This is a genomic window from Mixta sp. BE291 (assembly GCF_031457955.1).
Taxonomy (GTDB): Bacteria; Pseudomonadota; Gammaproteobacteria; order Enterobacterales; family Enterobacteriaceae; genus Mixta.
In genome coordinates this window covers 239,226-265,955 of sequence record NZ_JAVDXN010000004.1, presented here as the reverse complement: position 1 = coordinate 265,955, position 26,730 = coordinate 239,226, and the positions used below count along the sequence as shown (strand labels likewise).

The 26,730-nt window shown below is 56.7% G+C and carries 19 protein-coding genes; 6 read left to right on the top strand and 13 right to left on the bottom strand.

Translation table 11 applies throughout. The annotated features are described in order from the left end of the window. Positions 1-24 precede the first annotated feature (24 nt). Positions 25-2,085, bottom strand: coding sequence for an AsmA family protein (locus J2X14_RS11325; RefSeq protein ID WP_352411318.1), 2,061 nt, complete (start codon positions 2,083-2,085; stop codon positions 25-27). A 53-nt stretch (positions 2,086-2,138) separates the two neighbouring features. Continuing rightward, a complete protein-coding gene (gene pdeH / locus J2X14_RS11320) occupies positions 2,139-2,918 on the bottom strand; it encodes a cyclic-guanylate-specific phosphodiesterase (protein WP_352411317.1) in 780 nt (259 codons plus the stop codon). 265 nt (positions 2,919-3,183) lie between these two features. Between pdeH and kdgK the strand changes: the two genes are divergently transcribed. Both kdgK and J2X14_RS11310 read left to right on the top strand, forming a co-directional pair. Then, positions 3,184-4,116, top strand: coding sequence for a 2-dehydro-3-deoxygluconokinase (gene kdgK / locus J2X14_RS11315; protein ID WP_352411549.1), 933 nt, complete (start codon positions 3,184-3,186; stop codon positions 4,114-4,116). 48 nt (positions 4,117-4,164) lie between these two features. After that, the gene (locus J2X14_RS11310) at positions 4,165-4,806 is read left to right on the top strand and encodes a glutathione S-transferase family protein (RefSeq protein WP_352411316.1); all 642 of its coding nucleotides are present in this window, start codon (positions 4,165-4,167) and stop codon (positions 4,804-4,806) included. A gap of 105 nt (positions 4,807-4,911) precedes the next feature. On the opposite strand, the gene J2X14_RS11305 is transcribed toward J2X14_RS11310, so the two are convergent. Together J2X14_RS11305 and J2X14_RS11300 are read right to left on the bottom strand one after the other, a co-directional pair. After that, positions 4,912-5,154: a hypothetical protein gene (locus J2X14_RS11305; RefSeq protein WP_352411315.1), complete on the bottom strand. Its 243-nt coding sequence runs from the start codon at positions 5,152-5,154 to the stop codon at positions 4,912-4,914. Then, complete coding sequence (locus J2X14_RS11300; RefSeq protein WP_352411314.1) at positions 5,154-5,636, bottom strand: DUF2778 domain-containing protein; 483 nt, start codon at positions 5,634-5,636, stop codon at positions 5,154-5,156. Before J2X14_RS11300 ends, J2X14_RS11305 begins: the two co-directional genes overlap by 1 nt. 365 nt (positions 5,637-6,001) lie before the next feature. Between J2X14_RS11300 and J2X14_RS11295 the strand changes: the two genes are divergently transcribed. Further along, on the top strand, positions 6,002-6,892 hold the full coding sequence (locus J2X14_RS11295; RefSeq protein WP_352411313.1) for an alpha/beta hydrolase: 891 nt from the start codon (positions 6,002-6,004) through the stop codon (positions 6,890-6,892). 44 nt (positions 6,893-6,936) lie between these two features. On the opposite strand, the gene J2X14_RS11290 is transcribed toward J2X14_RS11295, so the two are convergent. From J2X14_RS11290 to bcsR, 9 genes are all read right to left on the bottom strand, one after another. Further along, complete coding sequence (locus tag J2X14_RS11290) at positions 6,937-8,430, bottom strand: M16 family metallopeptidase (protein WP_352411312.1); 1,494 nt, start codon at positions 8,428-8,430, stop codon at positions 6,937-6,939. A 421-nt stretch (positions 8,431-8,851) separates the two neighbouring features. After that, complete coding sequence (locus J2X14_RS11285; protein WP_352411311.1) at positions 8,852-10,138, bottom strand: dicarboxylate/amino acid:cation symporter; 1,287 nt, start codon at positions 10,136-10,138, stop codon at positions 8,852-8,854. A 299-nt stretch (positions 10,139-10,437) separates the two neighbouring features. Then, positions 10,438-12,447 carry a biofilm formation regulator HmsP gene (hmsP, locus tag J2X14_RS11280; protein WP_352411310.1) on the bottom strand — a complete coding sequence of 670 codons (2,010 nt, stop codon included), beginning with the start codon at positions 12,445-12,447 and terminating at the stop codon, positions 10,438-10,440. 130 nt (positions 12,448-12,577) lie between these two features. Then, positions 12,578-16,072, bottom strand: coding sequence for a cellulose synthase complex outer membrane protein BcsC (gene bcsC, locus J2X14_RS11275; RefSeq protein WP_352411309.1), 3,495 nt, complete (start codon positions 16,070-16,072; stop codon positions 12,578-12,580). Beyond that, entirely contained in the window at positions 16,054-17,145 is a 1,092-nt protein-coding gene (gene bcsZ, locus J2X14_RS11270; protein WP_502890002.1) for a cellulose synthase complex periplasmic endoglucanase BcsZ, read from the bottom strand. Before bcsZ ends, bcsC begins: the two co-directional genes overlap by 19 nt. 23 nt (positions 17,146-17,168) lie before the next feature. Continuing rightward, on the bottom strand, positions 17,169-19,535 hold the full coding sequence (gene bcsB / locus J2X14_RS11265) for a cellulose biosynthesis cyclic di-GMP-binding regulatory protein BcsB (protein ID WP_352411307.1): 2,367 nt from the start codon (positions 19,533-19,535) through the stop codon (positions 17,169-17,171). Between the two features lie 19 nt (positions 19,536-19,554). Next, on the bottom strand, positions 19,555-22,161 hold the full coding sequence (gene bcsA, locus J2X14_RS11260) for a UDP-forming cellulose synthase catalytic subunit (RefSeq protein WP_352411306.1): 2,607 nt from the start codon (positions 22,159-22,161) through the stop codon (positions 19,555-19,557). Beyond that, positions 22,158-22,889 (bottom strand): cellulose biosynthesis protein BcsQ, encoded by a 732-nt coding sequence (bcsQ, locus tag J2X14_RS11255; RefSeq protein WP_352411305.1) that lies wholly within the window; start codon positions 22,887-22,889, stop codon positions 22,158-22,160. Before bcsQ ends, bcsA begins: the two co-directional genes overlap by 4 nt. Continuing rightward, on the bottom strand, positions 22,877-23,053 hold the full coding sequence (gene bcsR, locus J2X14_RS11250) for a cellulose biosynthesis protein BcsR (RefSeq protein WP_502890001.1): 177 nt from the start codon (positions 23,051-23,053) through the stop codon (positions 22,877-22,879). The genes bcsQ and bcsR overlap by 13 nt, the downstream gene beginning before the upstream one ends. A gap of 200 nt (positions 23,054-23,253) precedes the next feature. Here bcsR and bcsE point away from each other — a divergent pair, with 200 nt between their 5' ends. From bcsE to bcsG, 3 genes are read left to right on the top strand one after another with little or no spacing between them, the layout of a single operon-like run. Continuing rightward, positions 23,254-24,804, top strand: a complete 1,551-nt coding sequence (bcsE, locus tag J2X14_RS11245; RefSeq protein ID WP_352411303.1) for a cellulose biosynthesis protein BcsE — start codon at positions 23,254-23,256, stop codon at positions 24,802-24,804. Beyond that, the gene (gene bcsF / locus J2X14_RS11240; protein ID WP_352411302.1) at positions 24,801-24,989 is read left to right on the top strand and encodes a cellulose biosynthesis protein BcsF; all 189 of its coding nucleotides are present in this window, start codon (positions 24,801-24,803) and stop codon (positions 24,987-24,989) included. The genes bcsE and bcsF overlap by 4 nt, the downstream gene beginning before the upstream one ends. Continuing rightward, a complete protein-coding gene (gene bcsG / locus J2X14_RS11235; protein WP_352411301.1) occupies positions 24,989-26,650 on the top strand; it encodes a cellulose biosynthesis protein BcsG in 1,662 nt (553 codons plus the stop codon). Before bcsF ends, bcsG begins: the two co-directional genes overlap by 1 nt. The last annotated feature ends 80 nt before the right edge of the window (positions 26,651-26,730 follow it).

The following is a 26,730-nucleotide window of genomic DNA, read 5'->3' as shown; positions in this document are numbered from 1 at the left end:
ATCCATGCGCCGATAATGAACGCGTTATTTCTGGCTCTTCATCTGCTGCAGGACATTTACGCACTGATTATCTTCATTATCGCTGGGCGAAATCAGCGCCAGTAACGCCGCCGCTGGCGTTAACACCGTTCCCAGGGCGACGGCCGCCGCGCCGCGCGCTAACAGCGGCCCGGTTTTCACCCCGGCATCTGGATTTTTAAAGGTGCCGCGTACGTAAAGCGGGGAACGCAGGGTAACAATGCGCATGCCTTTGCTTTCCGGATTAATCGACAGATCCATGCGCTCATTGGCGAAGTTAACATTACCGGAAAGGTTAACCACCGCATTGCTGGTATCAAACACAAACAGCCGCGACGATGCCACGCCGTTACGCACGTCCAGATTGGCCGCCGCACAGTTGATGCGCACTTCGTCATCGCCGAACAGCTTGCCTACCACATAATTACCCACGTTCAGGCCGACAATTTCCATCAGGCTTCGGCTGATAACGCCATCGTTCATCAGCAGCTTCATATCGCCGTTGCTGGTCGCCAGCAAATCCGCCACTGAATTCCCGGTGCCGCTCAGCTTCGCATCGCCGTTGAGCTGGCCCATGCTGCTACGCATCGCCTCGACATTGGGGAAAAGCTGGCGCAGATGCAGTTGACGCGCGTGCAGGTCAGCACGGCCGCGCATCGGCGTTTTGCTGCCTTCGAGACGAATCGTTGAGTTGATATTGCCGCCCGCCATGCCGAAACGCAGCGGATCCAGCAGCAGGTCGCCATCTTTCAGCTCCAGATGGGTATAAAGGTCGCTTAACGGCAACGAATCGCTGTGTTCAATACGCTTGCCGCTAAACTTCACGTCGGCATCCATGACGTCCCAGTTTTTGGTATCAAAGCGGTCGTGCGGCAGAACGCGATCGGCGGGTTGACGGCTCGTTTCGCCGCGCTGCGCTTCGGCACGCTTGCTCTTCTCGCTATCTTTACCGGAATCGACGCCGATCAGCGGTCCTAAATCCGCCATACGCAGCTGACGGGACACCACTTCACCGCTCAGCTTCGGTCGCGGCTTGCCCTGCGTATAGGACAGCGTGCCGTGAATATCGCTATCGCCGATATGACCATTAAACTTCTCATAGCGGTAAACGGCATCGCCTTTTTCACCGAATTTCACCGTCAGATGGCCGTCAGTTTCATACGGCGGCGTATCCGGCAGCAGAACGCCGGTCAAATCGTACAGGTTAGCCAGCGTATCGCCGGAGAAACGCACGCGCAGATCCAGTCCGCCCAGATTCAGCGGGTCCTGCAGGCTGCCGGTAATCCCCACGCGCGTGCTGCCGTTGCGCACTTCAGCCTGGATCGGGAAAGGGGTATTTTTACTGCGTAGCGAAAGCATGCCGCCCAGCTTGCCACTGCCATCCAGCTGCTGATCGTTATACGTGCCGCTGGCACGCCAGCCAAAGATGAAATCCGCCGCGCCCTTCTGCCGATCATCGCCACCGGCAACCTGACCATACGGCACCGGTTTGCCCAGCGGATCCACTTCCATTTTGACATTGGCTTTATTGACCGCATCGCGATAAGCGATATGCGCGCGATCAAACTGAATATTATCCAGACGGAAGGACCAGGCGGAAGGCTGCTGCTCGGTTTGCGGCTGCTCGCTGCTGGCGAGATCGAACGTCCAGTTATTCTTTTTGTCGGCGGTCTGAATCAGCCTGGCGTCCGGCTGCTGGAGTTTGATCCATGGGATGAAAATCTCTTTATGCAGCAGCGCCAGCGGGGAAATCGTGGCGTCGGCGCGCTGTAAATGCACCATCGTCACCTCAGGAATGTTGGGCGGGTTGCCCAGAACAATATCCTGCGCATGGATCTGCGGCCAGGGCACCCAACGGCGCCAGCCCTGCTCATCGTGGTTGCGCGCCCAGTTAACGCCCAGATCGCCGCGAATAGCGAAAGGCCGGTTTAACTCCGTTGAGACTTTCTGGTTGATGGTTGGTTTCAGGCGATTCCAGTCAAAGGTTGCGATAACCACTACCAGCACCACAACCAACAAACAAAAAATCCCAAGCACCCAACGGGTGATTTTTCCTGCGCGTGACATCTCCGTCTCCTTACCTGCAATCTATTTGGTAAAGATAGTAGAGAGCGGCGAAATCAGCATCCGGCAAGCTGAAACGGCAGGTTAATCAATGCTTCAAAAGGCTGCGGCCGCGCGAAAAAATAGCCCTGGGCGGCGCAAGCAGGCGAACTGCGCACCTGCTCCCACTCTTCAGCGGTTTCCACGCCTTCGACAATCACCCCTTTGCAGTAGCGATTAATCAGCGCCAGCAGCGTGGTAAACAAACTGCGGCCCTCTTCGCTGTTACGCAACAGCATAAACAGCTCGCGCGCCAGCTTGATGTAATCGTAACTGAGTTCCGTCAGCGCGGAGAAGTTGGCCATTCCGGCACCGAAATCATCCAGCCACAGCGCGCCCAGCTCCGGCATCTGCGCCACCATCTCTTCCTGCGGCAAAACCTGATGCTCAACCAGCTCGAAGCGCACCCAGGAGAGACGAGCGATCAACGCGCGCAGCGGCGCATGATGCTGAATCGCCATCAGCGCCGGTCCATCGATATTGACCGATGCCATACAGCCGGTTCCGGCAAAAAAGTGTTCCCAGCGGCTGAGTAATTCCAGCTGTTCCTGAATGACATGTAGACGTTGGGGAATATCCAGTGCAGCAAAATAGCGTTCCGGCGACAGTTTCTGACCCGGCGCGGACGGATGCGATACCGCGGTCAGTAGCTCAATTGCCATCAGGCGGCCTGTAACCTGATAAATCGGTTGAAAGGTATAAAAACGCTGGCATTTCAGCCAGTAGTTCCGCTGATTTTGATGTTGTTGCATGACAATTGAGGAAGGAAGCCGATGACTAATTTTATTCATCATCATGATTTTAATCCTGCCAGGTTTGGCTCTGTTCCTCAGCCAATCGCGAGGTGTCGACAAGGTCTCTTGCGCGCACGCTGCGTTGAGGAGTGCTACTTTATCAGCGGGTAATCTTTTCAATCGTGACAATAACGCCGTGATTTATTGCTTTATCGCCGCTTATCTCGACAAATTAGTGACTTAAGTTAAATTAAAACACTGTTTTAAAATATTGACTCACCGCCACGCTCGGTGGAGACTAAAAGCCTTTCATTACGGGGTGATTATGATGGCAGAGAAAAAAATAGCGGTAATCGGCGAGTGCATGATCGAACTTTCATCGCAGGGAGAGAGGCTAAAACGCGGCTTTGGCGGTGATACGCTTAACACCGCCGTTTATATTGCACGCCAGACGCCAGCTGACCAGCTAACGGTGGAATATGTGACCGCGCTGGGCAACGATAACTTTAGCAGCGAAATGCTTGCCGCCTGGCAGCAGGAAGGCGTGCGAACCGATCTGGTGCAGCGCCTGGAAAACCGCTTGCCGGGCCTGTACGTGATTGAAACCGACGCCGCTGGCGAGCGCACCTTTAGCTACTGGCGTAACGAAGCCGCCGCACGTTTTTGGCTGCAAAGCCCGCAGGCAGAGGCGATTTGTCAGCAGCTGGCACAGTTTGATTACCTCTATCTCAGCGGCATTAGTCTGGCGATCCTGACGGCGGAAGATCGGCAACGGCTAATGACACTGCTCGCTGCCTGTCGCGCCAACGGCGGCAAAGTGATTTTTGATAACAACTATCGCCCGCGCCTTTGGGCAAGCCGTGAAGATGCGCAGCAGGCGTATCAGGCGATGCTCGAGCGCACCGATATCGCCTTCCTGACGCTGGATGATGAGACCTTACTGTGGGATGAAGCGCCGGTGGAACAGGTGATCGCCCGCACGCGCGCCGCTGGCGTTAGCGAAATCGTGATCAAACGCGGCGCGGATGCCTGCCTGGTGGCGCTGGATGCGCAGCCGCTGTTGGAAGTTCCGGCGATGCGGCTGGAAAAAGAGAAGATTATCGATACCACGGCGGCGGGCGACTCCTTTAGCGCAGGTTATCTGGCGGTGCGGCTGTGTGGCGGCAGCGCTCAGGAAGCGGCGCAGCGCGGACACCTGACCGCCAGTACAGTCATTCAGCATCGCGGTGCGATTATTCCGCTTAATGCTATGCCGCGTTAACAGCTGCGCTTATGCTGTACTTTCCGTTATCGCTCAGGAGAGTAAGCAATGCTTAAGGTTTGGGGACGTAAAACTTCATCAAATGTACAGGCTGTTATGTGGTGTATCGGCGAGCTGGGGCTGCCTTACCAGCGCATCGACATCGGACACAAATATGGCGGAAATCATACGCCAGAATTTTTGGCGATGAACCCCAACGGCCTGGTGCCGGTGCTACGCGATGATAACAGCCCCCCGCTGTTTGAATCTGCCGCCATTGTTCGCTATCTGGCCGGTCGCTATGGCGATGACGCCTTCTGGCCGCAAGAGGCGCTGGCGCGCGCAGCGGTTGATGTCTGGGCGGAGTGGGCGAAAGCAAGCGTTTACGTCAGTTTTATTCGTCCGATATTCTGGCCGCTGTTTGTGGGCGCGCCGGAAGATCGCGATGAGCAGGCCATTAGCGCTGCACTGGATAATCTGACGATGCTGCTGAAAATTGCCGACCAGCAACTGGCACAGCACGACTATCTGGCGGGCGATCGGCTGACGGTGGCGGATATTATGTTTGGCACGCTGCTTTATCGCTATTACACCCTGGAAATTACGCGTCCCGCTTTACCTGCGCTGGAAAAATATTATCAGCGTTTAACGCAGCGTCCGGCTTATCAGGAGCACGTAATGGTGCCCTATGGCGAACTGCGCAGCTGGTAACACCAGATAAGCGCCTTTGCATCCTCAACCGCTTCTTTTCACTGGAGCGGTTGCTGATAGCCGGTTAACAGCCCCTTGCCAGTTATGGCGCTTTTTTCCGGCAGCTTAACGTTTTCTGCTACGCGTTAGCGTCACTGCAAGCGCCAAAATAATAACAGCAAGAATCAGAGAGATAATAAAGGTTATATTTACCAGCATATTACCAATCTGCTCTGCGCCAGCCACACCAGCTATATCTGCTATTAGATACTGAAAATCAACGGAAATAAACTGTGGCACAATAAGATTGAGCATCAGCAGTAAAATGATAAAACCCAAGATCCACGCTATCCACTTAACAATTTTCATTAATTGACCTGCACTGTGCCAAAAGCTTTCATACTCGTTCCTGGAATACTAAATGTAGTAGTTTGCAAAAGACTAGCACGTAAATAATGAAAATCAGGAATGTGATTAACTGTTATACATCCTTCACTTAAGCCTCTTGGTCCGACCGGATGTAACCGGAACCGTCCGCGCCTGATGCCATCCTCAAAAGTAAAATCATCTATTTGCCCGTCATCACGGTATAATGCAAACCATTCATTACGGTCAGTTCCGTAGCCATAGCGCAAAGCCATATCGTATAAAAATCCCATTCGTCCGCCTGATTGACGATTGAGAATATAGTATCGTCCTTTTGGAATCGGACCAATGTTCTCCCGCCCTGTCATTGTAGGATTATTTCGGCCATATTGCTGTCCAGAGAACGCAGGGAATTTCCCCACATCTTTACATTCTAATATTGATAAAGGCATACCATTGAGCGTGAAAATGCATTCTATAGCCATAACTATTCCTTGTTATTAATAAAAGCTTTTTGATTAAACCATGTTTACTATCCCATATAATGATAACGCCATCTAATTTTAGAGATCTTATGTTCACTAATACCCTTGCTGCATTCCCCCAGAAAAACCAATAATCTTCTCGTTACATTCTTCTGTAGACCAAAATTATTAATAAACCTCACTATTTCGCCATAAGTTAAATTCAACTTTCCCGCGCCAGGCTAATTCTGATTCTGTGGTTCGGCGCACAGTAAATGCTGGACGCGAATGCCCGACAACGCCAATGATTAATAGGCCCCGCCTGAATTTTATCCGCTGCGAATTATGGCTCCGGCACTTAAACATCACGCTACTCAGGACAGGTTATGAAAGCAGAAATTTTCAATCTCTGGCCACACGGCGACGCGCCCGGAGCCAGTCAGTCAACCGCTAAGCCGCAGATCATCGATTTAGCCAAAGAATTCGAACCCTATAATCGGGCGGCCTCAGGCGTTCGCTGCCCTGAGCTGGCTGTCTGGTATCCCGAAGATTCCAACGGCACCACGCTGCTGGTGGCGCCTGGCGGTAGCTTTGCACGTATTATGATCGATAGCGAAGGCAGTTCGCTGGCGACATTCTTTACCGCCATGGGCTATACGCTGGCGGTGATGACCTATCGCCTGCCGCAGGATGGTCATCACGAAGGGGCGGATGCACCGCTGGCGGATGCCCAGCGTGCGGTGCGTGTGCTGCGCGATCGTGCCGCACGCGGCCTTAACGGCAAACACGTGGTTATGATCGGTTTTTCCGCCGGAGGCTACGTCACCGCCAGCGTCGGTACGCGCTTTAGTGAAAAACTCTATCCGCCGCAGGATAACGCAGACAAACTCTCGGCGCGCCCCGATGCGCTGGTGCTGGTCTATCCGGTGATCTCTATGCGTGAAGGTCTGGCGCAGACTGAATCGCGTCAGCGTCTGCTTGGCGCATGGCCGGATGATAAAACGCTGGAGGCCTATTCGCTGGAAACGCGCGTAACGCGTGAAACGCCGCCGGTGCTGCTGATCCACGCCGTAGACGATGAAAGCGTGCCGGTTACCCACAGCATGGCTTTTTTCAGCGCGCTACGCGAGCAGAAGGTGCCGGTCGAACTGCATTTCTATGAGCGCGGCGGCCACGGTTTTGGCATGCGCAATCTGGCCGATTCGCCGTTAGCCAGCTGGCCGATGTTGGTCACCGAATGGCTGCGGGCGAAGAAAACCACCATCACCACCGCCTGAAGTGGATAAAAAAACGCCGGTGGGATCACCTCACCGGCGTTAAATTATGACTGCGGTGCCGGAATATCTGACACTTCCGTTTTTTCCTCTTGCGGCGTGGCAACAACCGGCGCCGGTGGCGGCGTCATGATTTTCTGCCAGCTCTCCTGCAATGCTTTGATATTGGCTTCCGGCTCGCCCTGCGGCTGCATCAGCGACATCGTCAGCTCCTGCGACAGCTGCTGGCGCAGCTCCTGATTCAGTGCGGTCAGCGTCAGGTTATTAAGGAAGTCCTGGCGATATTTTTGATACTGCTCCGGCGCGATATCCACCACCGCGTTTTGCTGCGAGCGTAAACGCTGGCTCATCAGTACATCGGTATTGGTACGCGCATAGGTAGCAAATAGCTTATTCAGCTCGCTGGTTTTCTGCGCCATCAGCGCGTCGAACTCCGACTGCGGCAGGCCGTTATCCCGTACGTTTGCCAGTTCATGAGCAATCAGGTTCATGTTCTTTTCCAGCGTTTCCGCGCCGGAATCCATGCTGATGGCGCACTGCGCTCGCTGATACAGCACGCGGCAGTCAAAGCCAACCTGTACGCCCTGCGCTTTGCTGTCGCTCAATACGCGCTGAACGTGCCAGAACAGCGCCTCACGCGCCAAATCGCTCTGCCAGTAGCGGATAAGGTTTTGTGAGTCGCGAATAGGCTGCCACGGCATATCCCAAATCAGTGACAGGCGATCCTGCTTCAGGCTGGGGTTAACCAGTACCACCGGCTGCGACGGCAGCGGAGAGAGTGTCGGCACCGGTGCCGGCATGTCACGCTTGCCGGTTAACGGTGAGAACGCTTTATTGATTTGCTCGCTCAGAGAACGGCTGTCAACATTACCCACCACAAACAGCGTCATCGCATCGGGCGTATACCACTGCTGATAGAAGCTGTTGAGCTGTTTGATATCAATCGGTGATTTAGGCTGTTCCGCGGGATCATGCCCCAACAGCGCCGAGCCTTTCAGCCGGTAACGCCACCAGACGTCACGCGGGTTAAGCGGCCAGCTGGCAATGGGATCGTCAGCGTTCAGCGCAGTGCTGACCACCTGCTCGTTAATCGACATTTTGCCTGCCGTGGCGGCGAGCCAGCTCAAGGCATCCTTTAACAGTTCGGGACGGTTATTCGGCAGGCTGAGATTGTACAAGGTGAATTCATAAGATGTGACGGCCGGTGGCAGTGGACGATCGGGATCCATGCCCTGCTGCCACAGCGAGCGCTGCTGCGCCGGATCGAGCGCGGTGTTATGAACCATCGCCAGGCGAGGGAGCAGATGGCTAAAGCCGGTTTGCTGGGCATTCTCCGTCAACGATCCGGTATTCACCATCAGGCGAACTTCCACGCGATCGTTGGGACGCTGCGGCGTACTCAGCAGCTGCCACTTCAGGCCGTTATCTAATTTGCCCTGCTGCCAGGCGGGATCGGGTTGTAGTGTTTCAGCCTGCAATGTGCCGCTGACGGCCGCCAGCAACAACCCACCAACCATAAGACGCATTCTGGTGCCCTGCATGTGAACCCCTACTCAATTACCAACTTAATCTTATTGATGACGCACGATAGTCTGACGCGATCGGACTGTTGATAACGCACAGCGGGCGCACCGGCAGTTAGACCACGGCAAAACGAGGTTGTCACACAAAGACGTAAAATAAATCAACGTTAACCGTGCCCGGTAAAACCAGATGCAATGCGCTTACACAGTCTGTGTGGGCTTTATTATGCAAATGCCCGCTGTGAGGGCAAGTCGCAGCGGGCACAGATAAAGGTTTTTTATGGATATTTATAGATTTAGCGCGTTGAACCGCCGAAAGCGCTCATAAGGTGTACAACCCGCGCAGACGGAGCCTGCCGACAACGCAAGAAAAAGGACGCGGCCTGATTGCCAGGCGGCGTCCTTTTCTTGCGCGTCAGGGATGGCGCGTTTTCAGTGATTACAGCGAAGCGCCCGGCAGATTTTTCGCTTTTTTCGAGGAGGAAAGCGCATTATGCAGCTGCTTTTCATCCAGCTGATCGACCCACTTCGCTACGACAATCGTCGCCACGCCATTACCAACGAGGTTGGTTAACGCACGTGCTTCGGACATAAAGCGGTCGATACCCAGAATCAGCGCCAGCCCGGCGACCGGCAAATGCCCGACCGCAGAGAGCGTTGCGGCCAGCACGATAAAACCGCTGCCGGTCACGCCCGCCGCTCCCTTTGACGAGAGCAGCAGCACTACCAGCAAGGTGATCTGATGGAAAATATCCATATGGCTGTTGGTGGCCTGCGCGATAAACACCGCCGCCATCGTCAGGTAAATCGAGGTGCCATCAAGGTTAAACGAGTAGCCGGTAGGGATCACCAGCCCCACCACCGATTTTTTACAGCCCAGCTTCTCCATCTTATCCAGCATGCGCGGCAGCGCCGATTCCGAGGAGGAGGTGCCCAGCACAATCAGCAGCTCTTCTTTGATGTAGCCGATGAATTTAAAGATATTAAAACCGGTGACGCGGGCGATGGTGCCGAGTACAAAGACCACAAACAGAATGCAGGTGATGTAGAAGCAAATAATCAGCTGGCCCAGCTGCACCAGCGAGCCGACGCCATACTTACCGATAGTAAACGCCATCGCGCCAAACGCGCCAATAGGTGCAAGGCGCATGATCATATTAATCACGCCAAAAATGACTTTTGAGAAGCTGTCGATCACGTTAAAAATCAGCGTGCCCTTATCGCCCAGACGATGCAGCGCAAAGCCAAACAGAATGGCGAACAGCAGCACCTGCAGGATATTGCCGCTGGCGAAAGCGCCGATCACGCTACCGGGAATAATATCCAGCAGGAAGGCGACAATCCCCTGTTGCTCTGCCTGTTGGGCGTAAACGGCGACCGCTTTGGCATCCAGCGTGGCGGGATCGACATTCATGCCTGCGCCCGGCTGGATCACATTCACCACCACCAGGCCAATAATCAGCGCGATAGTACTCACTATTTCAAAATAGAGCAGCGCCACCGCACCGGTGCGGCCTACCGCTTTCATGCTTTCCATCCCGGCGATACCGGTCACGACCGTACAGAAAATCACCGGCGCGATAATCATTTTGATCAGTTTTACAAAAGCATCGCCCAGAGGTTTCATCTGCGCGCCCAGTTCAGGATAGAAATGGCCGAGCAGAATACCGATGACGATAGCGGTGAGCACCTGGAAATACAGGCTTTTAAACAGAGAAGTTTTCATAAAAGCGTATCCGTTGACGGCGTGGCAGACGAGGCGTTAGCTGTTTTTATCATCAAGCTATAGCGCGCAAAAAATAACACCGCGTTAACAAGATTGATATCTTCTGTCACCACCCGAACGGGTCATAATCAAAATTTATGAACTGAAACGCTTCAGCAGGAATTTCTATAACCAGATATTCAGAATTAAATGCTGGGTACTTTGCCTCTGCATGGATCTGGGTAGCGAGAGCGGGTGGAATGGCGCGGCGGAATATTGGTTTTATCTAAGCAAAGGGCCGCGTCACGGCCCTGGGATAGTCAGTTCTGCGGCGTAAGCGTCGCCAGCCACTTCTCAAAATCATGCAGCGAAAGCGGGCCGTCAAACAGGTAGCCCTGCCCGATGGTAATGCCACGCGCCAGCAGCCAGTCGCGTTGCGCCACCGTTTCAATACCCTCAGCCACCACATCCAGCGCGGTAATGTCGGAAATGGCCGCCATAATCCTGACCATGGTATCGTCATCGGGCAGCGCGGAAACAAAGCTGCGATCCATTTTTAATTTGCTGATCGGCAACGATCGGAACTGATGCAGATAACTCAGGTTGGCGTAGCCGGTGCCGAAATCATCCAGCGCCACCGCCACGCCAGCCTCCCGCAACGCGCCCAACAGGCTTTTGGCCTGCGCAGGATCGCCAATCTGCGCCGTTTCCGTCAGCTCCAGTACCAGACTGCCGTGCTGAATACGATGCCGCTCTAACAGCTCCTGCAGATGCCAAACGGTGCCCGGTTCGCGGAGCTGTATCGCCGAAATATTCACGCTCAGCGGCAGCTGAATACCGCGCTTCTGCCAGGCCGCCAGCACGCGGCACGCCTCTTCCAGCGCCCAGCGCCCGAGCGCACCGATAACGCCAATTTCCTCAGCGTTGGTGATCAGCTCTTCCGGCAGGCTATAGCTGCCGTCCGGCTGGCGCATACGCAGCAACGCCTCCGCGCCCACCAGCTCGCCGTTGCTCATATTGATCTGCGGCTGTAAAAACAGTGCGAACTGCTCCTGCTCCAGCCCCTGCAAAATATCGTGCTCCTGCGTCAGCCGCCGCTGCGCCCGCTCGGTTAGCAACGGATCGAAAAACAGCACCTGATTTTTGCCCTGATGTCGGGCGGACATCATGGCGGAAACCGCACGCCCCAGCAGCTCTGGTGCGCTGATATTGTCGGTGTCGCGCTGCGCAATACCAATGCTCAACGTAGGACGGAGCTGCACCTCGTGTAAGGTCACTGGCTGATGCAGACGATTCATCAGGTTACGCGCCAGGCGCCAGGCGCGGAATGGATTGTTAGCCTTTTTCACCAGCAAGGCAAAATCGCTGACGCCAAGCTGGCCCAGCACGGTACGCTCTTCAATCACGCCGCGGATTTTTTCCAGCAGCGTTAAGGTCAGCGTATCGCGCTGCTCCTCAGTTAATACGCCATTGGCTTCCAGCAGTGTCTCAATACGCACCACCATCACGGTAAAAGGCCCGCTATAGGTGGCGGCTTTCAGGTGCTGCTCCAGCAGCGCCAGAAACAGCGTGCGATTGGGCAGATCGGTTAAGCCATAATGCGTAGTCAGGCGGCTCATCTCATCATGCACCGACTCCAGCACCTGCAAATTGCGGTTATAGCTGCGGATAAGCATGCCGATTTCATCGTCATGATGCAGCTTTGGCAGCGGCAGCTTGTGAGTCAAAATATCCTGCGGCGGCAGATCCTGTAGCACATGGGCGACGTCGCGCAGCGGATGAATCACCAGCCGATTAATGCACCAGCTGATGGCAATCGACAAAATCAGCGCCAGCAGAAAATAGGTCGTCAGCATCGTGGCGATGGTGCTGAGAATAAATTGATACACGCGCCAGGAATCAGCCTGCAACACCAGATAAGCCAGCGGCTTTGGCGAAGCGGCGCTCTCTACCGAATAGAGCGGCACGGTGATCTGCACCGGCAGCTCAAACAGCCGGGCAATCAGGCGCGGCACCGCCTTTTCGTTTTCAAAATCGGTGTGCAAGGCCTGAAAAGCGTTGGGCAGCACCACTTCGGCACGAGAAAGAATGCCAGCGGGTTTTAACGATTGCAGAATGCGTTCAGCCTGTGGAATATCAGCGCGCAGCACCGCCTCGGAGAGCGGCTGACGCACGGTATGGGCGATATTTTCCATTTGCTGGGCGTAATCTATCCTGCGCTGCTGCACAAAATGGAAAAGCTGAATAACGATAAAAATACAGATAGTCACTACCGCAACGCCAGAAACCGTTGCCATCTGCTTGATCGTAAGTGACCGACTAACGCGCAAAGCTATTCTCCAGGCCCTGAGAAGCGGGCAATAACGATAAAAGCAACCAGGAGTATATCTCATGGTTGCTGTTTTTTAAGCAATGATGGTGACGGCAGGAAACCGTTTTCGGTTTTTTCCAGGCAGGAGGCTATTTAAAGTCAGCGTAAGGCGCTAAAGGCTGCGGCGGCAGATCAAGATCGCCTTCCCAGCCGCTCATTGAATAACGGGCGTAAATCAAACCGTGGCTGGGCGTATAGTCTTTCGCCTGCTGAATATCCACCGCCGCGCCTAACGTCCAGTGCGCCGTCAGACGCCGCTCCACTGCCGCACGTAACGTATAGCCGAAGCCGCTGCCGGAACTGCCTGCCGGACTATCATTCGCCGTGGTGGCAAACCCCGGATAAACCGGATAGCGCTGCTGCGCGCTGGTTGTTGAGCGCGACCAGGAGACCGAGCCGCCAAGGTCAAAAGACCAGTTTTCCGTGCGCTGTCGCCAGGTTATCGGTACCGCCAGGGAAAAATATTGCTGCGGGCTGTAATAGCCGCCCTGCCCGAAAGCGTAATCGCTAAGATCCTTTTGGTAGTGCCACAGCATGCTGTTCAGGCCGATAGTGGCGCGCCGGTTGTCTTCGTTGATCAACTTATAATAATAGCCCGCCATCAGGCGCTCGCGGCTGTTGTCGGCCACGTTTTTCCCGGTGATTTGATGCGCGCTCAGATCGGCCCATACGCCGTGCGATCCGCCCTGATCGTAGCTCAATCCCACCGAGCCGCCGGTTGCCACCACGCCGCCCCAGCTTTTGCCGCCCTGCGGGCTGGGATCGCGCGCGCCCGCATAGGCCAGCAGCGAGCTGGAAATAGGACGCCGCGAGGCGGTAAAGGTCAGGCCGACATCTTTCACGTCAGTGTTCCAACTGACGCCGCCCACCCAGTTGACCACTTCAAAGCCCATCGGCGAGGTGCCCAGATCCGCCGACCAGCGATCGTTCTGCCAGCCTGCGCCCAGCGCTATCCCTTCCGCACGCTGTTTCAGATCGCTGCTACAGCCTGCGGTGCCGTTATCGGCACAGGTGCCGAACACTTCGCTATGACGTCCGTTTTCAGTGGCAAAGGTCCCTGCGGAAACCTCAACGCGATCGACGCGCACAAAGCTTCTCCCGGCGGCCAGCGGCGTCTCCAGCTGCAACATGGTGGTATGCGCGGTGAGATCGGAGATCCCGCCGGTGCCTTTATTGCGTGAATAATCCTGCTCCAGCTTCAGCGTGGTGTCCTGTCGCTGGTAAAGATCGGCGGCATCGCTGCGAATACCGCGCTTCAGCCAGTCATCGTCCGGCTGATTGCGCATCAGGCGAGTGAAAGCGGCGTTCTCTTGCGGCACCGTTGGCGTGATGCCGCTGGCGACCATCGCCTGGCGGTAATCCAGCAACGCCAGCTCAGGCTGCTGCTGCTGCGCCTCCAACTGGGCCGCATCGCGGAACACCAGCGCGCTGCTCTGCGAAGGCGCTTCCTGTTGCGCACGCGGTTTCAGCTGCTGATACAGATCGCGTGCGCGTGCGGTATCGTCCACGCTTTGCCAGGCGTTAGCCAGACGGCGACCAACATTGATGCTCGCCTCCGCCGCTCCGGCTGGCATGGCGTTCAGCGCATTACGCGCTTCCGCTTTGCGATTCAATGCTACCAGCGCCTCAATTTCGCCCAGCGCGGCGTCCTGATTGTTTTTATCCTGCGCCAGCACCTGTTGGTAACCCGTCAGCGCCTGCTGCGGGTAACCATCCGCCAGCGCCCAGTCGGCCAGCGTAATGTCGCGCCGTGGCGAAGCGGGCTGCGCGTTAAGCAGCGCTACCGCCGCGCCGCTGTTGCCCGCCTGACGCTGCGCGTCCGCCTGCGCATACACTTTGTTCTGTTGCAGACGATCCGCCAGTTCGCGCATATTGGCGTCCCAGCGCGCCTGCGGCAGGCGGTTAAGTTGCATCAGCGCTTCCTCATCCCGATCGCTGCCGGAAAGGTAGAGACTGTGCGCATAAACCTGGGTGGCATCGTCGGGCAGACGCTGCGCCATGGTGTTCATCAGGCTGTCGGCCTGGCGGGCATCGCCGCTATTCAGCAGCGCGCCAGCCAGCCGATAGTTAAGCCAGACATCATCCGGCGCGTTTTGCTGCGCCTGACGATATTTCTCTGCTGCCTGCGCCCAATTGCCCTGCTGAGCCAGCGTATCCGCCTCGGCGCGCAGCACATCGCTACGCAGGCTGTTCAGCGTGCTGCCGAGCGCGCGCTGCTGCTCGCCGCTCAACCCGTTGATAAAGGCGATCGCTTTTTGCGGCGACTGCTGCTGATAAAGCCCTGCCAGCCGCCGTACCGCCGTGCTGTTGGTGCGATCCATCTGCCAGGCCTGACGGAACAGCCGCTCCGCGTCCGGCTGATTTTTGCGCGCCAGCGCCACGTCGCCCAAACCGATAAGCGCATAGCTGTCGCTGTTATCCAGCGTGCGCGCCTGCTGATATTGACGCTCGGCGCTAGCGATATCTCCCTGCGCCAGTGCTTTGTCGCCGTTTTCGATTGTCAGCCAGTAGCGGTTGGTTTGCAGCAGGCTCTGCCACATGCCAACGTTGGTGCTTTGCTGCCCCGCTTTGATCGCCTGCTCAAAATAACCGGCGGCGGCGGCGCGATTATTGGCACGCGCCTGCGCCTGGCCCATTGCACCCAGCAGATCGGCATCGTCGGGATTCAGCTTCAGCGCCGCCTGTAGCGTTGGGATCGCCTCCGCGCCTGCGCCATTATCCACCAGCGCCAGCGCGCGCGAACGCTGCTGGAAGGCGGGATCGGCCAGCATTTTTTGCTGACGCGCCAGCTCCTGCTCGCCGTTGCTGCGCGCATCGCCGCTGGTGAAGGTCGCCAGATATTGTTGCAGCTGCGCCACGCTTTGCGTCGTCACCGGCTGCGCCTGAATATTGCTTAGCCACAGCTCAGCCGCCTGATCGCGCCCGGCAGGATTTCCCGCCAGCGTTTTCAGTTCTTCGGTGGCCTGCGCGGCGTTATCGTTCTGGTACTGTAACCGCGCCAGCTGCATACGCACGCCGACGTTGCCCGGATAGCGCCGATCCAGCGCCTGCAGGTTAGCCAGGGCAACCGGCCGCTGACCGTCAATACGCGCCACCAGGCTCCAGTACTCCAGCGCCAGATCAACGCCGGGAAAGGTGCCGTTAAATAGCGTGTCCCAGGCCGCCCGCGCCTCCGGTAAATGACCCGACGTCGCCAGCAAACGCGCCTGCTGCAACTGCTGCCGACCTTCAGCGCTAATCAGCAGCATGCTGGCCTGCGCCTCTTTTGTCGCCTGCGCGTCGGGCGCCGTCTGCTTCAGCTGCGCCATATACTGCTGCGCCTTCACCTGATCGCCCTGATGCAGCGCCAGCCTGAGGCGGGCGGCAATCACTTCCGGGTTATCAGGATCGATTTTCTCCAGACGATAGAGCGCCTGGGTGACTAAATCATATTTGTTGGTTGCCTCGCCGGTGCGTACCTGCTCCAGCAGCCATGCAACCGGCGACACCTCGCGCGCCGTCTCGGCGGCCAGCGCAGGCAGGGAACTGATGCCGATCACGCCCGGCAGCAAAAGGCTCAGACAGCTTAATCTGACGTTACGCATTGTGGATCCCATGCCGGTAACAGGTCGCCCTGCGCATTAAAACGGTAGCGGTTATCACTCCAGCCGCCGCCAAACAGATTGAGTACGCTGCTGTAGTAGGCATCGCTGCCGGGCGGCTGTTGCTGTACGCGCTGTTGCTGCGCCGTTAGCGCATGCGACTCCTGCAAAAACGGCAGCAGCGCCGCTGAAAAGCCTACGTTGCCGTGATTGGTCATCTCGCCGGTCAGCACGTTGACGCGCTCCGGCGGATTGCCCGCGGTTTCCGTCAGGCGCGCCATCGGCGCGAAATGCGCCATCAGCGTCGCTTTACGCGGATCCTCATCGCTCAGCATACCGGCCCAAAGATAGACGCGAATGGCATCATAACCGCCCGTCGGCCCTTTGCTGTTATCAGGCCGCCAGCCGCTGCCGCTCTGCCAGACATACCAGTCAGGCGCGAAGCCTTTCGGCGCGGTTTCCTGCAACAGGCGCAGCGCGTTACGATTAATTTCCGGCCACGGCCCTTTTAACGCGCTCAGGCGGGTTAACAGCTGCAACGGCAGATAGCTGGGATTAATCATCCAACTATCCGGCTGAATAAAACCGGCTTTGCCCGGCATCAGCATCAGGCCAAACCCTTTCAGATCGGCCACTTCCTCTTTTGCCACCCGGTTTAACAGCAGCGTGCCGGTCACCTGATAGCTGCGGCTGTGCCATAAATGGCTGGCCTGTAGCAGCGTCCAGCCGATCCAGAGATCGGCATCGGAAGCGGGATTATCGTCCAGCACCTGCCATTTACCGCTTTTACTCTCTTGCCCCCACAGCCAGGCGGGCAAACGCTGCGTCAGATCGCCCGCCGCCAGGTTGTTTTCCGTCCAGCTCAGCAGCAGATCGAAGGCAGGCCGATCGTTCGCCACCAGCGCGAAAAACAGCGCATAGCTTTGGCCTTCAGAGGTGGTGATATTTTTCCCTTCATAAGGATCGATCACCCGCCCCTGATCGCTGATGTAGTCACGTTTAAACTGCTCCCAGTCCGGCCAGGCAGCGCAGTCAGCGCTGGCGCGCCCTGCTACCAGCAGCATCAACGCCAGCATGACGCAACGCAAAGTCAGCGCGATCACTCGTCGTCCTCATTACCAAGGCGACGACGCGTTACCAACCGCATCAGGCGCCAAACCATCAGGGCAACCAACAGCACCACCACCACGGCAAACAGCGCCATCAGCAACGGATGAGACGCCAGCGCATGCCACAAACGTTCCCACCACGGCAGGTGACCAACAAAATAGCGGTCGCCTACGCGCAGGCTGTTCACGCCGGATTCACGAATAATGGCGGCGGTGCCGTAGATCGCGGTGCGTTTACCGCTGTCGAGCAAGGCATTATTTAACAGCTGGTAAGCGCGCGGGCTGTCCGCCAGCAGGGCAACTACGCTGCGCTGTTCATGGAACGGCGACTGAAAGCCGATAATCGCCGCCATTGGGCCGTCAGAAACAATGGTGGTCTGGCTGGCGGCCGTGCGATCGCTCGCTGGCGTATCGACATCATCCAGTACCGGCTGACGTACCGGTTTATTCACCCAGCTTTTCGCCCGCTCTACCAGCAGATTAATGCGGCTATCTTCGTGTAAATCAGCAGGAATAGTGCCGATCATTAGCAAATCAGCATCCGCCGCTTTGGCTTTTGACCAGTCATCGCTGATCTGAACGTTAAGCGCCGGGAAACCAGTTTGTGCGCCGATATTGCCCACCGCATTGAGCAGCGCGCTAACCTGATCGGCCTGCGGCTGCGGGTTTACCAGCACCAGCGTTTGCGCCAGATCGGCCATGCGGCTGAACGGGAAGCCTGCGTTGGCGAACGCGCGCAGCGACGGCATTTCGATATAGTGGCGGTAGCCAGAGAGATCGATAGTGGAGTTGCCATCGACAACAACATGGTGCGCCACCGGCGACACCGTTTCACAGCGGCCGTCGCTGCTGCCGCCGATCACGGTGGTGGCATAATCGAAATCGAAGCGCAGCTGGTTAACCACGCCAAGACGCAGCGCCGGAATGGTCAGCGAGGTACCGGTATCCTGCAATCCCTGAATCAGCGGAATATGCAGCAGCTGTTTACCGTTGTCGTCTTTTACCTGCAACGGATAATCCTGCATAAACTGGTTATTCAGGTTAACCGCCAGCCGCGAGCCATCATTTTGCATCGGCGAGGTGTAACGGTAGGCGAGGTCCATTTTGATGCCGCGCGCACGCACCAGGAACAGATCCGGCGGCAGGTTCAGCGTCAGGCTTACCGGAGAAGGCTGAATACCATCCGCCTGCAGCTGATTTTCATACTGTTGCAGCTCAGAGAATTTCGTCGCGCGATCGGTCCGCACCCAGTTTGGCGCATCGTAAGGCTGACGCGCCACCAGCTGTTTCACCTGTTCAACGCTGGCGGACTGGCCGCGCAGCAGTACATCGCCCTGGGCAATGCCTTTTACCGCGGTGAGCAGATCACTGTCGTTGCGTCCCAGCACCAGCAACATCTTCTGATACGGATTGTCAGGCTGGCTGATGATTTCCACGGTGGGTTTGTCTACCGCCGGATAATCCTTCAGGAAGTCGGGACGTCGATCGTTGGTCGCAAACACCACCGCATGCTGCTGTTGCGGCAATTGGTTATAAAGCACCGGGAACGACTGGCCGCGCCACTGCGCCTGTACGCCAAACCAGGAGGCAAGCAGCGCCGCCGCATGCTGTTGGTCAGGATTCGGCGCGCTGGCGAAGATCATGGGCAGCTGTAACGGACGATTATCGCGGCTGTCGAAGAAAGGTTCCGGGAAGTCGGACAGGTCATTTTTCAGCGGCAGTTTTTGCAGCGTTAAATCGAGCCGACTCTCTTTGCCGATATCCAGCCAGATCGAACTGTTGGCGGGGTTTTCGCAGATATTGGTGTAATGACCCACCAGCTCAAAGCGCACGCGGTTAAAATCGCTGATAAAACGCGGATCGATAGTGACCGTCGCCTGATTCTCTTTGCCCAGCTGCTCTGGCGTGATGGTAACCAGCCCGACCAGCTCATCATTCAGGTAGATCTTGAAATGCGACAGCGTTGGCAGCAGCGCCGGGGAAGGACGGTAATTCAGATGCAGCACCGCCTGCGTGACCAGCTCATCGCTACGTACGCCAAACTCGATCTGCCCATCCGGGCGCGTGCCCTGAAGCTTGAAGCTGCCTGGCGCTGGCGCAACGTTAGTGAACGTTAACTCACTGTTTCGTACCGGCGCGCCGCCGCTGGCGGACGTTTCCGCTGCGGCCGCAGGTTGCGCTTGTGCAGGTTGGCTCGCGCCAGGCTGGGCCTGAGCGGGCGCATCAACCGGCACGGCGGCCTCAGCGGACTGGGCAATGCCCATCGCCTGACCGGCCGGGTTAGGTTCGGGTGCGGCATGCGCTAATGGCAACAGCCCCATCAGCATTGCGGTAAACCAGCTTATTTTTCTCGTCATTGTCGCATCATCAGTTGAGTCATTGTTTTACACCGGCAACGCCTGCCGCTGCGCTTCCCACGCCTTTGGGAAAAAACGACGCCAGCCAGGAGAGGAAGGCGGTCAGCATTAAGAACAGCTGGCGTAATCGCGCTGGCCCATACTCAGCCAGGCGAATGTAGCCTTTAAAGCCCAGGATCATAATGTCGGTCAGGCTTTGGATCGGTTTATCTTCCGGGAAGCCGTCCTGCCACAGCGCCCAGGTATCGGCGCGGGCGAACGTACATTGAATAAATTCAATATGTTCCGCAGTGGAAAGGTTATTCAGGCGGATACCGGCCCGGCGGCCGAAGACGCGCTGCACCTTCGCCGGGAAGCTGAACTCCTGCTGGCCGCGGCGCAGCAGCAGGTGAATCTCTTCGCCATCTTTCAGCGCATCGGTTTCACGCAGTTCAACGCCCACGCCGCCGTCGGAGTAGTCGCGCAGCGTGCAGGGCAGCATATGACCATCTTTGCGCGCAATCGCCGCAGGCATCGCCATCTCAACGCGATGCGCTTCACGAATCTGCCGTGCTTCGACCGAAACCGCCACCGCGCCGCCAAGAATGATCATGTTGTAGAACACCCACAGCAGGCTGACCAGCACCGTCAGCACCTCGTTTTGCGGCCCGTAAGCGATACGCCAGCCCGCCATAAACACGCCCGCCAGGTTGAGCAACACCAGCGCCATATAAGGCTTGGTGATCACCCAGTCGAGATGTTGCTCCTCGACCAGGCCGCCCTTCGCCGTCACGTTAAACTTACCTTTGTGCGGATTGAACAGCGCCACGGTGGTCGGCCTTGCGATATACCAGGCCAACACCGTTTCATAGACCTCGCTCCAGAATGAGTGCCGGTAGCGGCCCTGAATACGCGAGTTGGTCAGGCTGGTATGCAGCATATGCGGCAACACGTAGATGGCGATCGCCAGCGCAGGCGCGAAAATGATGTAGGCGTGCGTGAGCAGGAAAGCGAGCGGCGCCAGTAAAAAGATCAGGCGCGGAATGCCGGAGAGAAAGTGCAGCATGGCGTTGGCGTAGCAGAGCCGCTGCACCAGCTTCAGGCCGCGCCCCATCAACGGGTTATCGAGACGGAAAATTTGCACCATGCCGCGCGCCCAGCGAATACGCTGGCCGATATGCGCCGAAAGGCTTTCCGTCGCCAGACCAGCCGCCTGCGGGATACGAATATAGGCGGAAGTATGGCCGCGCCGATGCAAACGCAGCGAGGTGTGCGCATCTTCGGTAACGGTTTCCACCGCAATGCCGCCGATCTCATCCAGCGCGCTGCGGCGCAGCACCGCACAGGAGCCGCAGAAAAAGGTGGCGTCCCAGGTATCGTTGCCATCCTGCACCAGGCCATAAAACAGCGTGCCCTCGTTTGGCGTGCGGCGGAAACGGCCCAGGTTGCGCTCAAAAGGATCGGGCGAGAAGAAGTGATGCGGCGTTTGCAGCATCGCCAGCTTTTTATCTTTCACGAACCAGCCCAGCGTCATTTGCAGGAAAGAGCGCGTCGGCACGTGGTCACAGTCAAAAATCGTGACAAACTCGCTCTGGCATTCGGTACGCAGGGCGTTATTGATATTACCCGCCTTGGCATGTTCATGGGTCGGGCGCGCCACATAACGGACGCCGACGCTGGCAGCAAAGTCGCGAAACTCCTGGCGGTTGCCGTCATCAAGAATGTAGATAGTAAGCTTGTCCTTCGGCCAGTCGATGCCCAGCGCAGCGTAAATCGTGGGTTTTACCACGCTCATCGGCTCGTTATAGGTCGGCACCAGCAGATCCACCGATGGCCACAAGCGGGTATCTTCCGGCAGCGAGACCGGTTGACGATGCAACGGCCACAGCGTCTGGAAATAACCCAGCACCAGCACCACCCAGGCGTAGGTTTCCGCGCCGATCAGCAGCAGGCCGAAGGTCAGGCTGAGCGGATCGTCCCAGTTCAGGGTGGAGGTGTAGCGCCACCACAGATAGCGGCAAGAAACGGTCAGCGACAGCACAATCAGCATCATGGTCGCCAGCCTGCCCGGTACGCGGCGCACCACCATCGCCAGCCCCCACAGGATCACCACAAAGATAAATTGCGTAAAAAGATCAAAGGGTTGAGAAATACAGAGCAGCGCCAGCAGGGCGGCGGCGATGCTGCACGAAATAAACACCAGTTTGCGCAGCGCGGGCGACAGGCGGCTGACCCGCTGTTCCAGCTGCTCGCCATGCTGAATGCGCTGCGGCAGGCCATCCAGCCACAGGTAAAAACGTTGTCGCCAGCTGAACAGATGACGAAACGCGCTAAAGCGTTTGCGCTGGCTAACGGCGCTGCCATCCTGCGGCAGGAAAAGCAGCAGCCACAGGCTTTGCGAGAAAAAGCGCACGATATCCAGCGGACGCGGATGCTCCGGCGAAATATGCGGATACAGCGTCCGACGCTGCGCAATAATGCGCTGCCAGCCCGACGTTTCAAAACGCAGCAGCGACCAGCCCAGCGCCAGCCAGAAACAGTGGATCGCGGCCGCCATTTTTGTGGTGCCAGCCTGCCGATAGCCGTCATAGCGCGCGTTCAGCGCCTGCCAGGCCGGTGCCGCAATCAGCCAGCGTAACGGATTCATACGCTCTCCTCGCGGATATGCATCATCAGCCAGTTGGCCAGCGTGGTGATCTCTTCGCTGGCCAACGCCAGCGGCCGATATTCCCCCAACGGCTGCTTGTTCAGCAGTGCCTCAAACAACGCCTCGTCGCGGTGAATCATCAGCGGAATCAGATTACGCAGCGTGCTAATCCACAGCTGATGCAGATCCTGCTGCACCTTGCTGTTGGCGTTAAACAGGTTAAGCAGATAGAGCGGCTGAATATCGCCCGTGGGCTGATGCAGACGCAGATGGCAGTTCGCGTCGGCCACCAGCAGCTGAATCAACCGGTTAACCTGCGCATATACCGGCTGCAGCCAGGGCTGCTCGCCGCCCGGCAGGTCAAGTAATACCCAGCGGTACTGCGCTTTTAATGCGTCAAGGTAAGGCAGCCATGCCTGCGCAAACCCCGCCGGATCGGCGTAAAAACGGGTACGCTCAGCCCAGGTTAGCTGACCGAACGGGATAAAATCGGGGCCGTCAGGGTAGCGTAACGCCACATGCTGCGGATCTTCGCCGTCCAGCATGGCGCGCATCCAGCCGCGCGCCTCGCCCTGCGGCGTATTAAAATGTTGACGCAGCTGATTGCTGGGCGACCAGTCCATTACGATGGTCGGCTCGCCCAGCTGCTGTAAAGCCCAGGCCAGAGCCGCTGTTACCGAGGTGGTGCCCGCCCCGCCCCGCACGCCCTGCAGCGCTAAGACCGGCATGCATTTTCCTTTTGTTGTGCGGATAGCTCATTCAGCAACGGCCAGCGCGTTAGAATCGCTGCTAACCGTTCTTCCCGCGCAATATCGACATAGCGAAATGCAGAAAAAGAAAAAGCTTCGCCAAGCGCGCTAATGTCATCATGTAGCCCGTTATCATCAGGCATAGCAGAAATTTCTTGCGGTTGTTTCATTTACCTTGCCATTAAAAAAGACATTGAATAGCGTTCATTTTTCCTTACTGAAAGTAAGGACACAGGCTAAGCATATGGCCTGGCGTTTTATTATATTTGTTTAAATTATCCAGGCGAAATAAATCACTGTCTATAATAAAATAGCTTCGGTTGAACCAATTTGCGAAACTTCTATGGCACTCTCTTTTACGCTCGGCATTGAGCAGGTTCAAAATGAATTAATTGAAATGCAGCCGCCGGGCTGCTACTGGCTTACCGTGAACCGGCCAGATGACGCCCACAGGCTGGCGCGTCAGGTTATTGGCGCGCAACAGGCGCTGACGCTTATTAGCGCCGGTGCGCCGCCACAATCGTTACTGGAACCTGCGCTGCCTAATGGGCCGGCGCGTATTCCCTTTTATTCTTTATCGGAAAAACGTCGGGCGCTGCTTGATTTACCGGAAGATTTAGCACGCACGCTTTCAGCGAAGCCGCGGTTGATATTATTTTTCAATAATTTTTCTTTCATAGAAAAACTATCACCTGTGGAATTAATCGCCTGGATAAAAAAAATCAACCGTACTTTGGTCGCGCGTCATTGCTGCCTGTTAATTATTACTTCCGGTTCCGGTGTAAATAATTTACGTCAAAACTTACTGAGTTCTTTCCGGCAATTGAACGGTCTTGCGCATCTGGAATATCAGCAGGACAGCTGGAATTATCGTGTCAGCTGGTGGTGTCACGATCAACGTTTGATGGCCGATCGCGCGCTGCGCTTAACCTTACAAGAATCCGGTTTCGCGGTGCTGCGTGAAGATGACCAGAACACGCCGCTGACGCTGAATGATGAAGCGATCTGCATTGCGGAACAGCAGGTGCTGGAAGGCGCGCCGCCGCTCTCCAGCCACTGGCAGCTTTTTGACAGCAACGAGCTGGTTGCTTCGCGCGCGCAGCAGGCGGATTCCGCCACGGTAATTTTCAGCCTGAAAAATAATGAAGAAATTCATACGCTCTCTCGTCAGATCCATACGTTGCGTCGGGCACGCGGCGCGGGGCTGAAGATCATGGTGCGCGAGATGCAAACCAGTCTGCGCTATAGCGATGAGCGCCTGCTGCTGGCCTGCGGGGTCAACGCCATCGTGCCTTTTGGCGCGCCGATGTCGCGCTTTTTAACCACGCTAGAAAGCCTGCAGGGACAGCGTTATAACCGCCATGTGCCCGCGAATCTGGATGCGCTGTTGCTGTCGCTTCAGCCGCTGCAAGAGAAAGGCTTTTTGCCGCTGGATAATTTCTGTCAGTCGGTAACGCGGCTGGTCAGCAATACGCTGCTGCCGGAAAATGGTAAAGGTTTGCTGGTGGCGTTGCGCCCGGTTCCTGAGCTAAAACCGGAGCAAGCACTCACATTATGTAAGCCGCGTCGTTACGGCGACCTGGTGACGGTGCGCGGCGATCGGCTCTATCTGTTTCTCTCATCATGCCGCTATAACGATCTCGATACCGCGCTGAAATTTATTTTCCGCCTGCCGCACGACGAGATCTTTTCCAACCGTCTGGTCTGGTTTGAGGATTTACAAATTCTTTCGGAAGTCCGGCAGATGAAAACGCTGGTGCCGGAAGCGTGGAAAGATGTGCCGCCAGCCATGACCGTTGCGCAACCGGCCGTTAAGCCGCCGCAGCCAACCGAGCGTCAAACACCGCAGCCGGTGGTGCTCAGCTTTACTAAACAGGGGGTGGTGCGCAAATGACACTGACTGATGGCGTGCAGATTTTGATTCTGCTGGCGTTGATCGCGCTGCTGACGAAACCGCTCTATACCCGCTGGCTGCCCGCCCGCTGGCGCGGCATGACGCAACGGCTGTTGCCGCCACGATCGTTAAAATATGAAGGGACCTGGCAACGCCAGTCCAACAAAACGGATAAAGATAAATAATGACTGATGGTAAAAAGACGCAGCCTGCCACAGCTGCTTTCTGGCGCAGCTGGCGCGGGCTGGGCGGCTGGAACTTCTATTTTTTAATTAAGTTTGCCCTGCTGTGGTTCGGCTACCTTAATTTTCATGCGCTGGCAAACCTGGTGTTTCTTGCCTGGCTGCTGTTCCCGCTGCCTTCGTTGCGGCTGCATCGCCTGCGCAGCTGGATCTCTGTCCCGATCGGTTTTGCGCTGTTCTGGCACGATACCTGGCTGCCTGGCCCGGAAAGTATTATGAGCCAGGGCGGGCAGCTGGCCGGTTTCTCCAGCGCCTATCTGCTTGATCTGGTAAACCGTTTTATTAACTGGCAGATGGTGGGCGCCGCTTTTGTGATGCTGGTGCTGTATATGTTTATCTCTCAGTGGGTACGCATTACGGTGCTGGTATCGCTGATGCTGATTTGGATAAACGTCATCAACCTCGCCGGGCCCACGTTTTCACTGCTGCCGACTAAATCAGCCACGCCGGAAGTGGTGCTGAATAAAACGACGCCCGCGAATAACGCCGCCGCCGATAAAAATGCGCTGGATGAATCCGCGCCGCCAACCAGCGCCAACCTGACCGCTTATCTCAACCGTTTTTATCAAACGGAAAAACAGCGCGTGACCACCTTCCCGGCCACGCTGTCGCCCGACTCGCAGCCATTTGACGTGCTGATTATCAATATCTGTTCGCTCGCCTGGTCAGATATCGATGCGGTGCAGCTGCGCGATCATCCGCTGTGGAAGCATTTTGATATTCTGCTTAGCAACTATAACTCGGCCACCGGCTACAGCGGCCCGGCGGGGATCCGCCTGCTGCGCGCCAGCTGCGGCCAGACCTCGCATAGCGATCTCTATAAACCGGCTGAGCAACAATGCTATCTGTTTGATAACCTGGCGAAGCTGGGCTTTAAAGAGCAGCTGATGATGGATCACACCGGCGTGTTTGGTAACTACCTGAAAGAACTGCGTGAAGATGGCGACCTTCAGGCACCGCTGATGTCGCAGGCTGGCATTGCGCCGGAACTGACCTCATTTGACGGCTCACCGGTTTATAACGATGCGCAGCTGATGCAGCGCTGGCTGGACGATCGGATGAAAAGCAACGACGCGCGTACCGCCACGTTCTATAACCTGATCCCGCTGCATGACGGCACGCGTGAGCTGGGCAGTACCGGCACCGCGCCGTATAAACCGCGCGCGCAGTTGCTGTTCGATCAGCTGGATACTTTTCTGACTAACCTGGAAAAATCGGGACGTCAGGTGCTGGTGATGGTGGTACCGGAACATGGTGCCGCCGTGGTGGGCGATAAGATGCAGATGTCTGGCCTGCGTGATATTCCCAGCCCAAGCATTACCCACGTTCCGGTAGGCATTCGTTTTGTTGGCATGAAGTCGCCGCATCAGGGGCAGCCGTTAAGCGTCGATACGCCAACCAGCCTGCAGGCCGTTTCCGAGCTGGTTTCACGCGTGGTGGATGGGCAAGTGTTTAATGCGCCGAACGTGAATATGTCGGTGCTGACAGAGAACCTGCCGCAGACGCCGGTGGTATCGGAAAACGATAACGCGATAGTGATGATGTATCAGGGCAAGCCCTGGATACGTCTGAACGGCGGCGATTGGGTACCCTATCCACAATAATCTTTGCCTGGCGGCGGCATAACATTCGCATCCGCCAGGCGAGGCCTTCCCCACCGCAGGATAGCAAAAGCCCGTATTGT

What these genes read in the sequence shown, in the direction of transcription:
- bcsG (WP_352411301.1), top strand. Translation starts at nt 24,989, where the DNA reads ATGACTGATGGTAAAAAGACGCAGCCTGCCACAGCTGCTTTCTGGCGC.
- J2X14_RS11295 (WP_352411313.1), top strand. Translation starts at nt 6,002, where the DNA reads ATGAAAGCAGAAATTTTCAATCTCTGGCCACACGGCGACGCGCCCGGA.
- J2X14_RS11300 (WP_352411314.1), bottom strand. Translation starts at nt 5,636, where the DNA reads ATGGCTATAGAATGCATTTTCACGCTCAATGGTATGCCTTTATCAATA.
- bcsB (WP_352411307.1), bottom strand. Translation starts at nt 19,535, where the DNA reads ATGACGAGAAAAATAAGCTGGTTTACCGCAATGCTGATGGGGCTGTTG.
- bcsQ (WP_352411305.1), bottom strand. Translation starts at nt 22,889, where the DNA reads ATGCCGGTCTTAGCGCTGCAGGGCGTGCGGGGCGGGGCGGGCACCACC.
- J2X14_RS11310 (WP_352411316.1), top strand. Translation starts at nt 4,165, where the DNA reads ATGCTTAAGGTTTGGGGACGTAAAACTTCATCAAATGTACAGGCTGTT.
- bcsA (WP_352411306.1), bottom strand. Translation starts at nt 22,161, where the DNA reads ATGAATCCGTTACGCTGGCTGATTGCGGCACCGGCCTGGCAGGCGCTG.
- J2X14_RS11290 (WP_352411312.1), bottom strand. Translation starts at nt 8,430, where the DNA reads ATGCAGGGCACCAGAATGCGTCTTATGGTTGGTGGGTTGTTGCTGGCG.
- bcsE (WP_352411303.1), top strand. Translation starts at nt 23,254, where the DNA reads ATGGCACTCTCTTTTACGCTCGGCATTGAGCAGGTTCAAAATGAATTA.
- bcsR (WP_502890001.1), bottom strand. Translation starts at nt 23,053, where the DNA reads ATGCCTGATGATAACGGGCTACATGATGACATTAGCGCGCTTGGCGAA.
- pdeH (WP_352411317.1), bottom strand. Translation starts at nt 2,918, where the DNA reads ATGATGATGAATAAAATTAGTCATCGGCTTCCTTCCTCAATTGTCATG.
- J2X14_RS11285 (WP_352411311.1), bottom strand. Translation starts at nt 10,138, where the DNA reads ATGAAAACTTCTCTGTTTAAAAGCCTGTATTTCCAGGTGCTCACCGCT.
- bcsC (WP_352411309.1), bottom strand. Translation starts at nt 16,072, where the DNA reads ATGCGTAACGTCAGATTAAGCTGTCTGAGCCTTTTGCTGCCGGGCGTG.
- bcsF (WP_352411302.1), top strand. Translation starts at nt 24,801, where the DNA reads ATGACACTGACTGATGGCGTGCAGATTTTGATTCTGCTGGCGTTGATC.
- J2X14_RS11305 (WP_352411315.1), bottom strand. Translation starts at nt 5,154, where the DNA reads ATGAAAATTGTTAAGTGGATAGCGTGGATCTTGGGTTTTATCATTTTA.
- kdgK (WP_352411549.1), top strand. Translation starts at nt 3,184, where the DNA reads ATGGCAGAGAAAAAAATAGCGGTAATCGGCGAGTGCATGATCGAACTT.
- J2X14_RS11325 (WP_352411318.1), bottom strand. Translation starts at nt 2,085, where the DNA reads ATGTCACGCGCAGGAAAAATCACCCGTTGGGTGCTTGGGATTTTTTGT.
- bcsZ (WP_502890002.1), bottom strand. Translation starts at nt 17,145, where the DNA reads ATGCTGGCGTTGATGCTGCTGGTAGCAGGGCGCGCCAGCGCTGACTGC.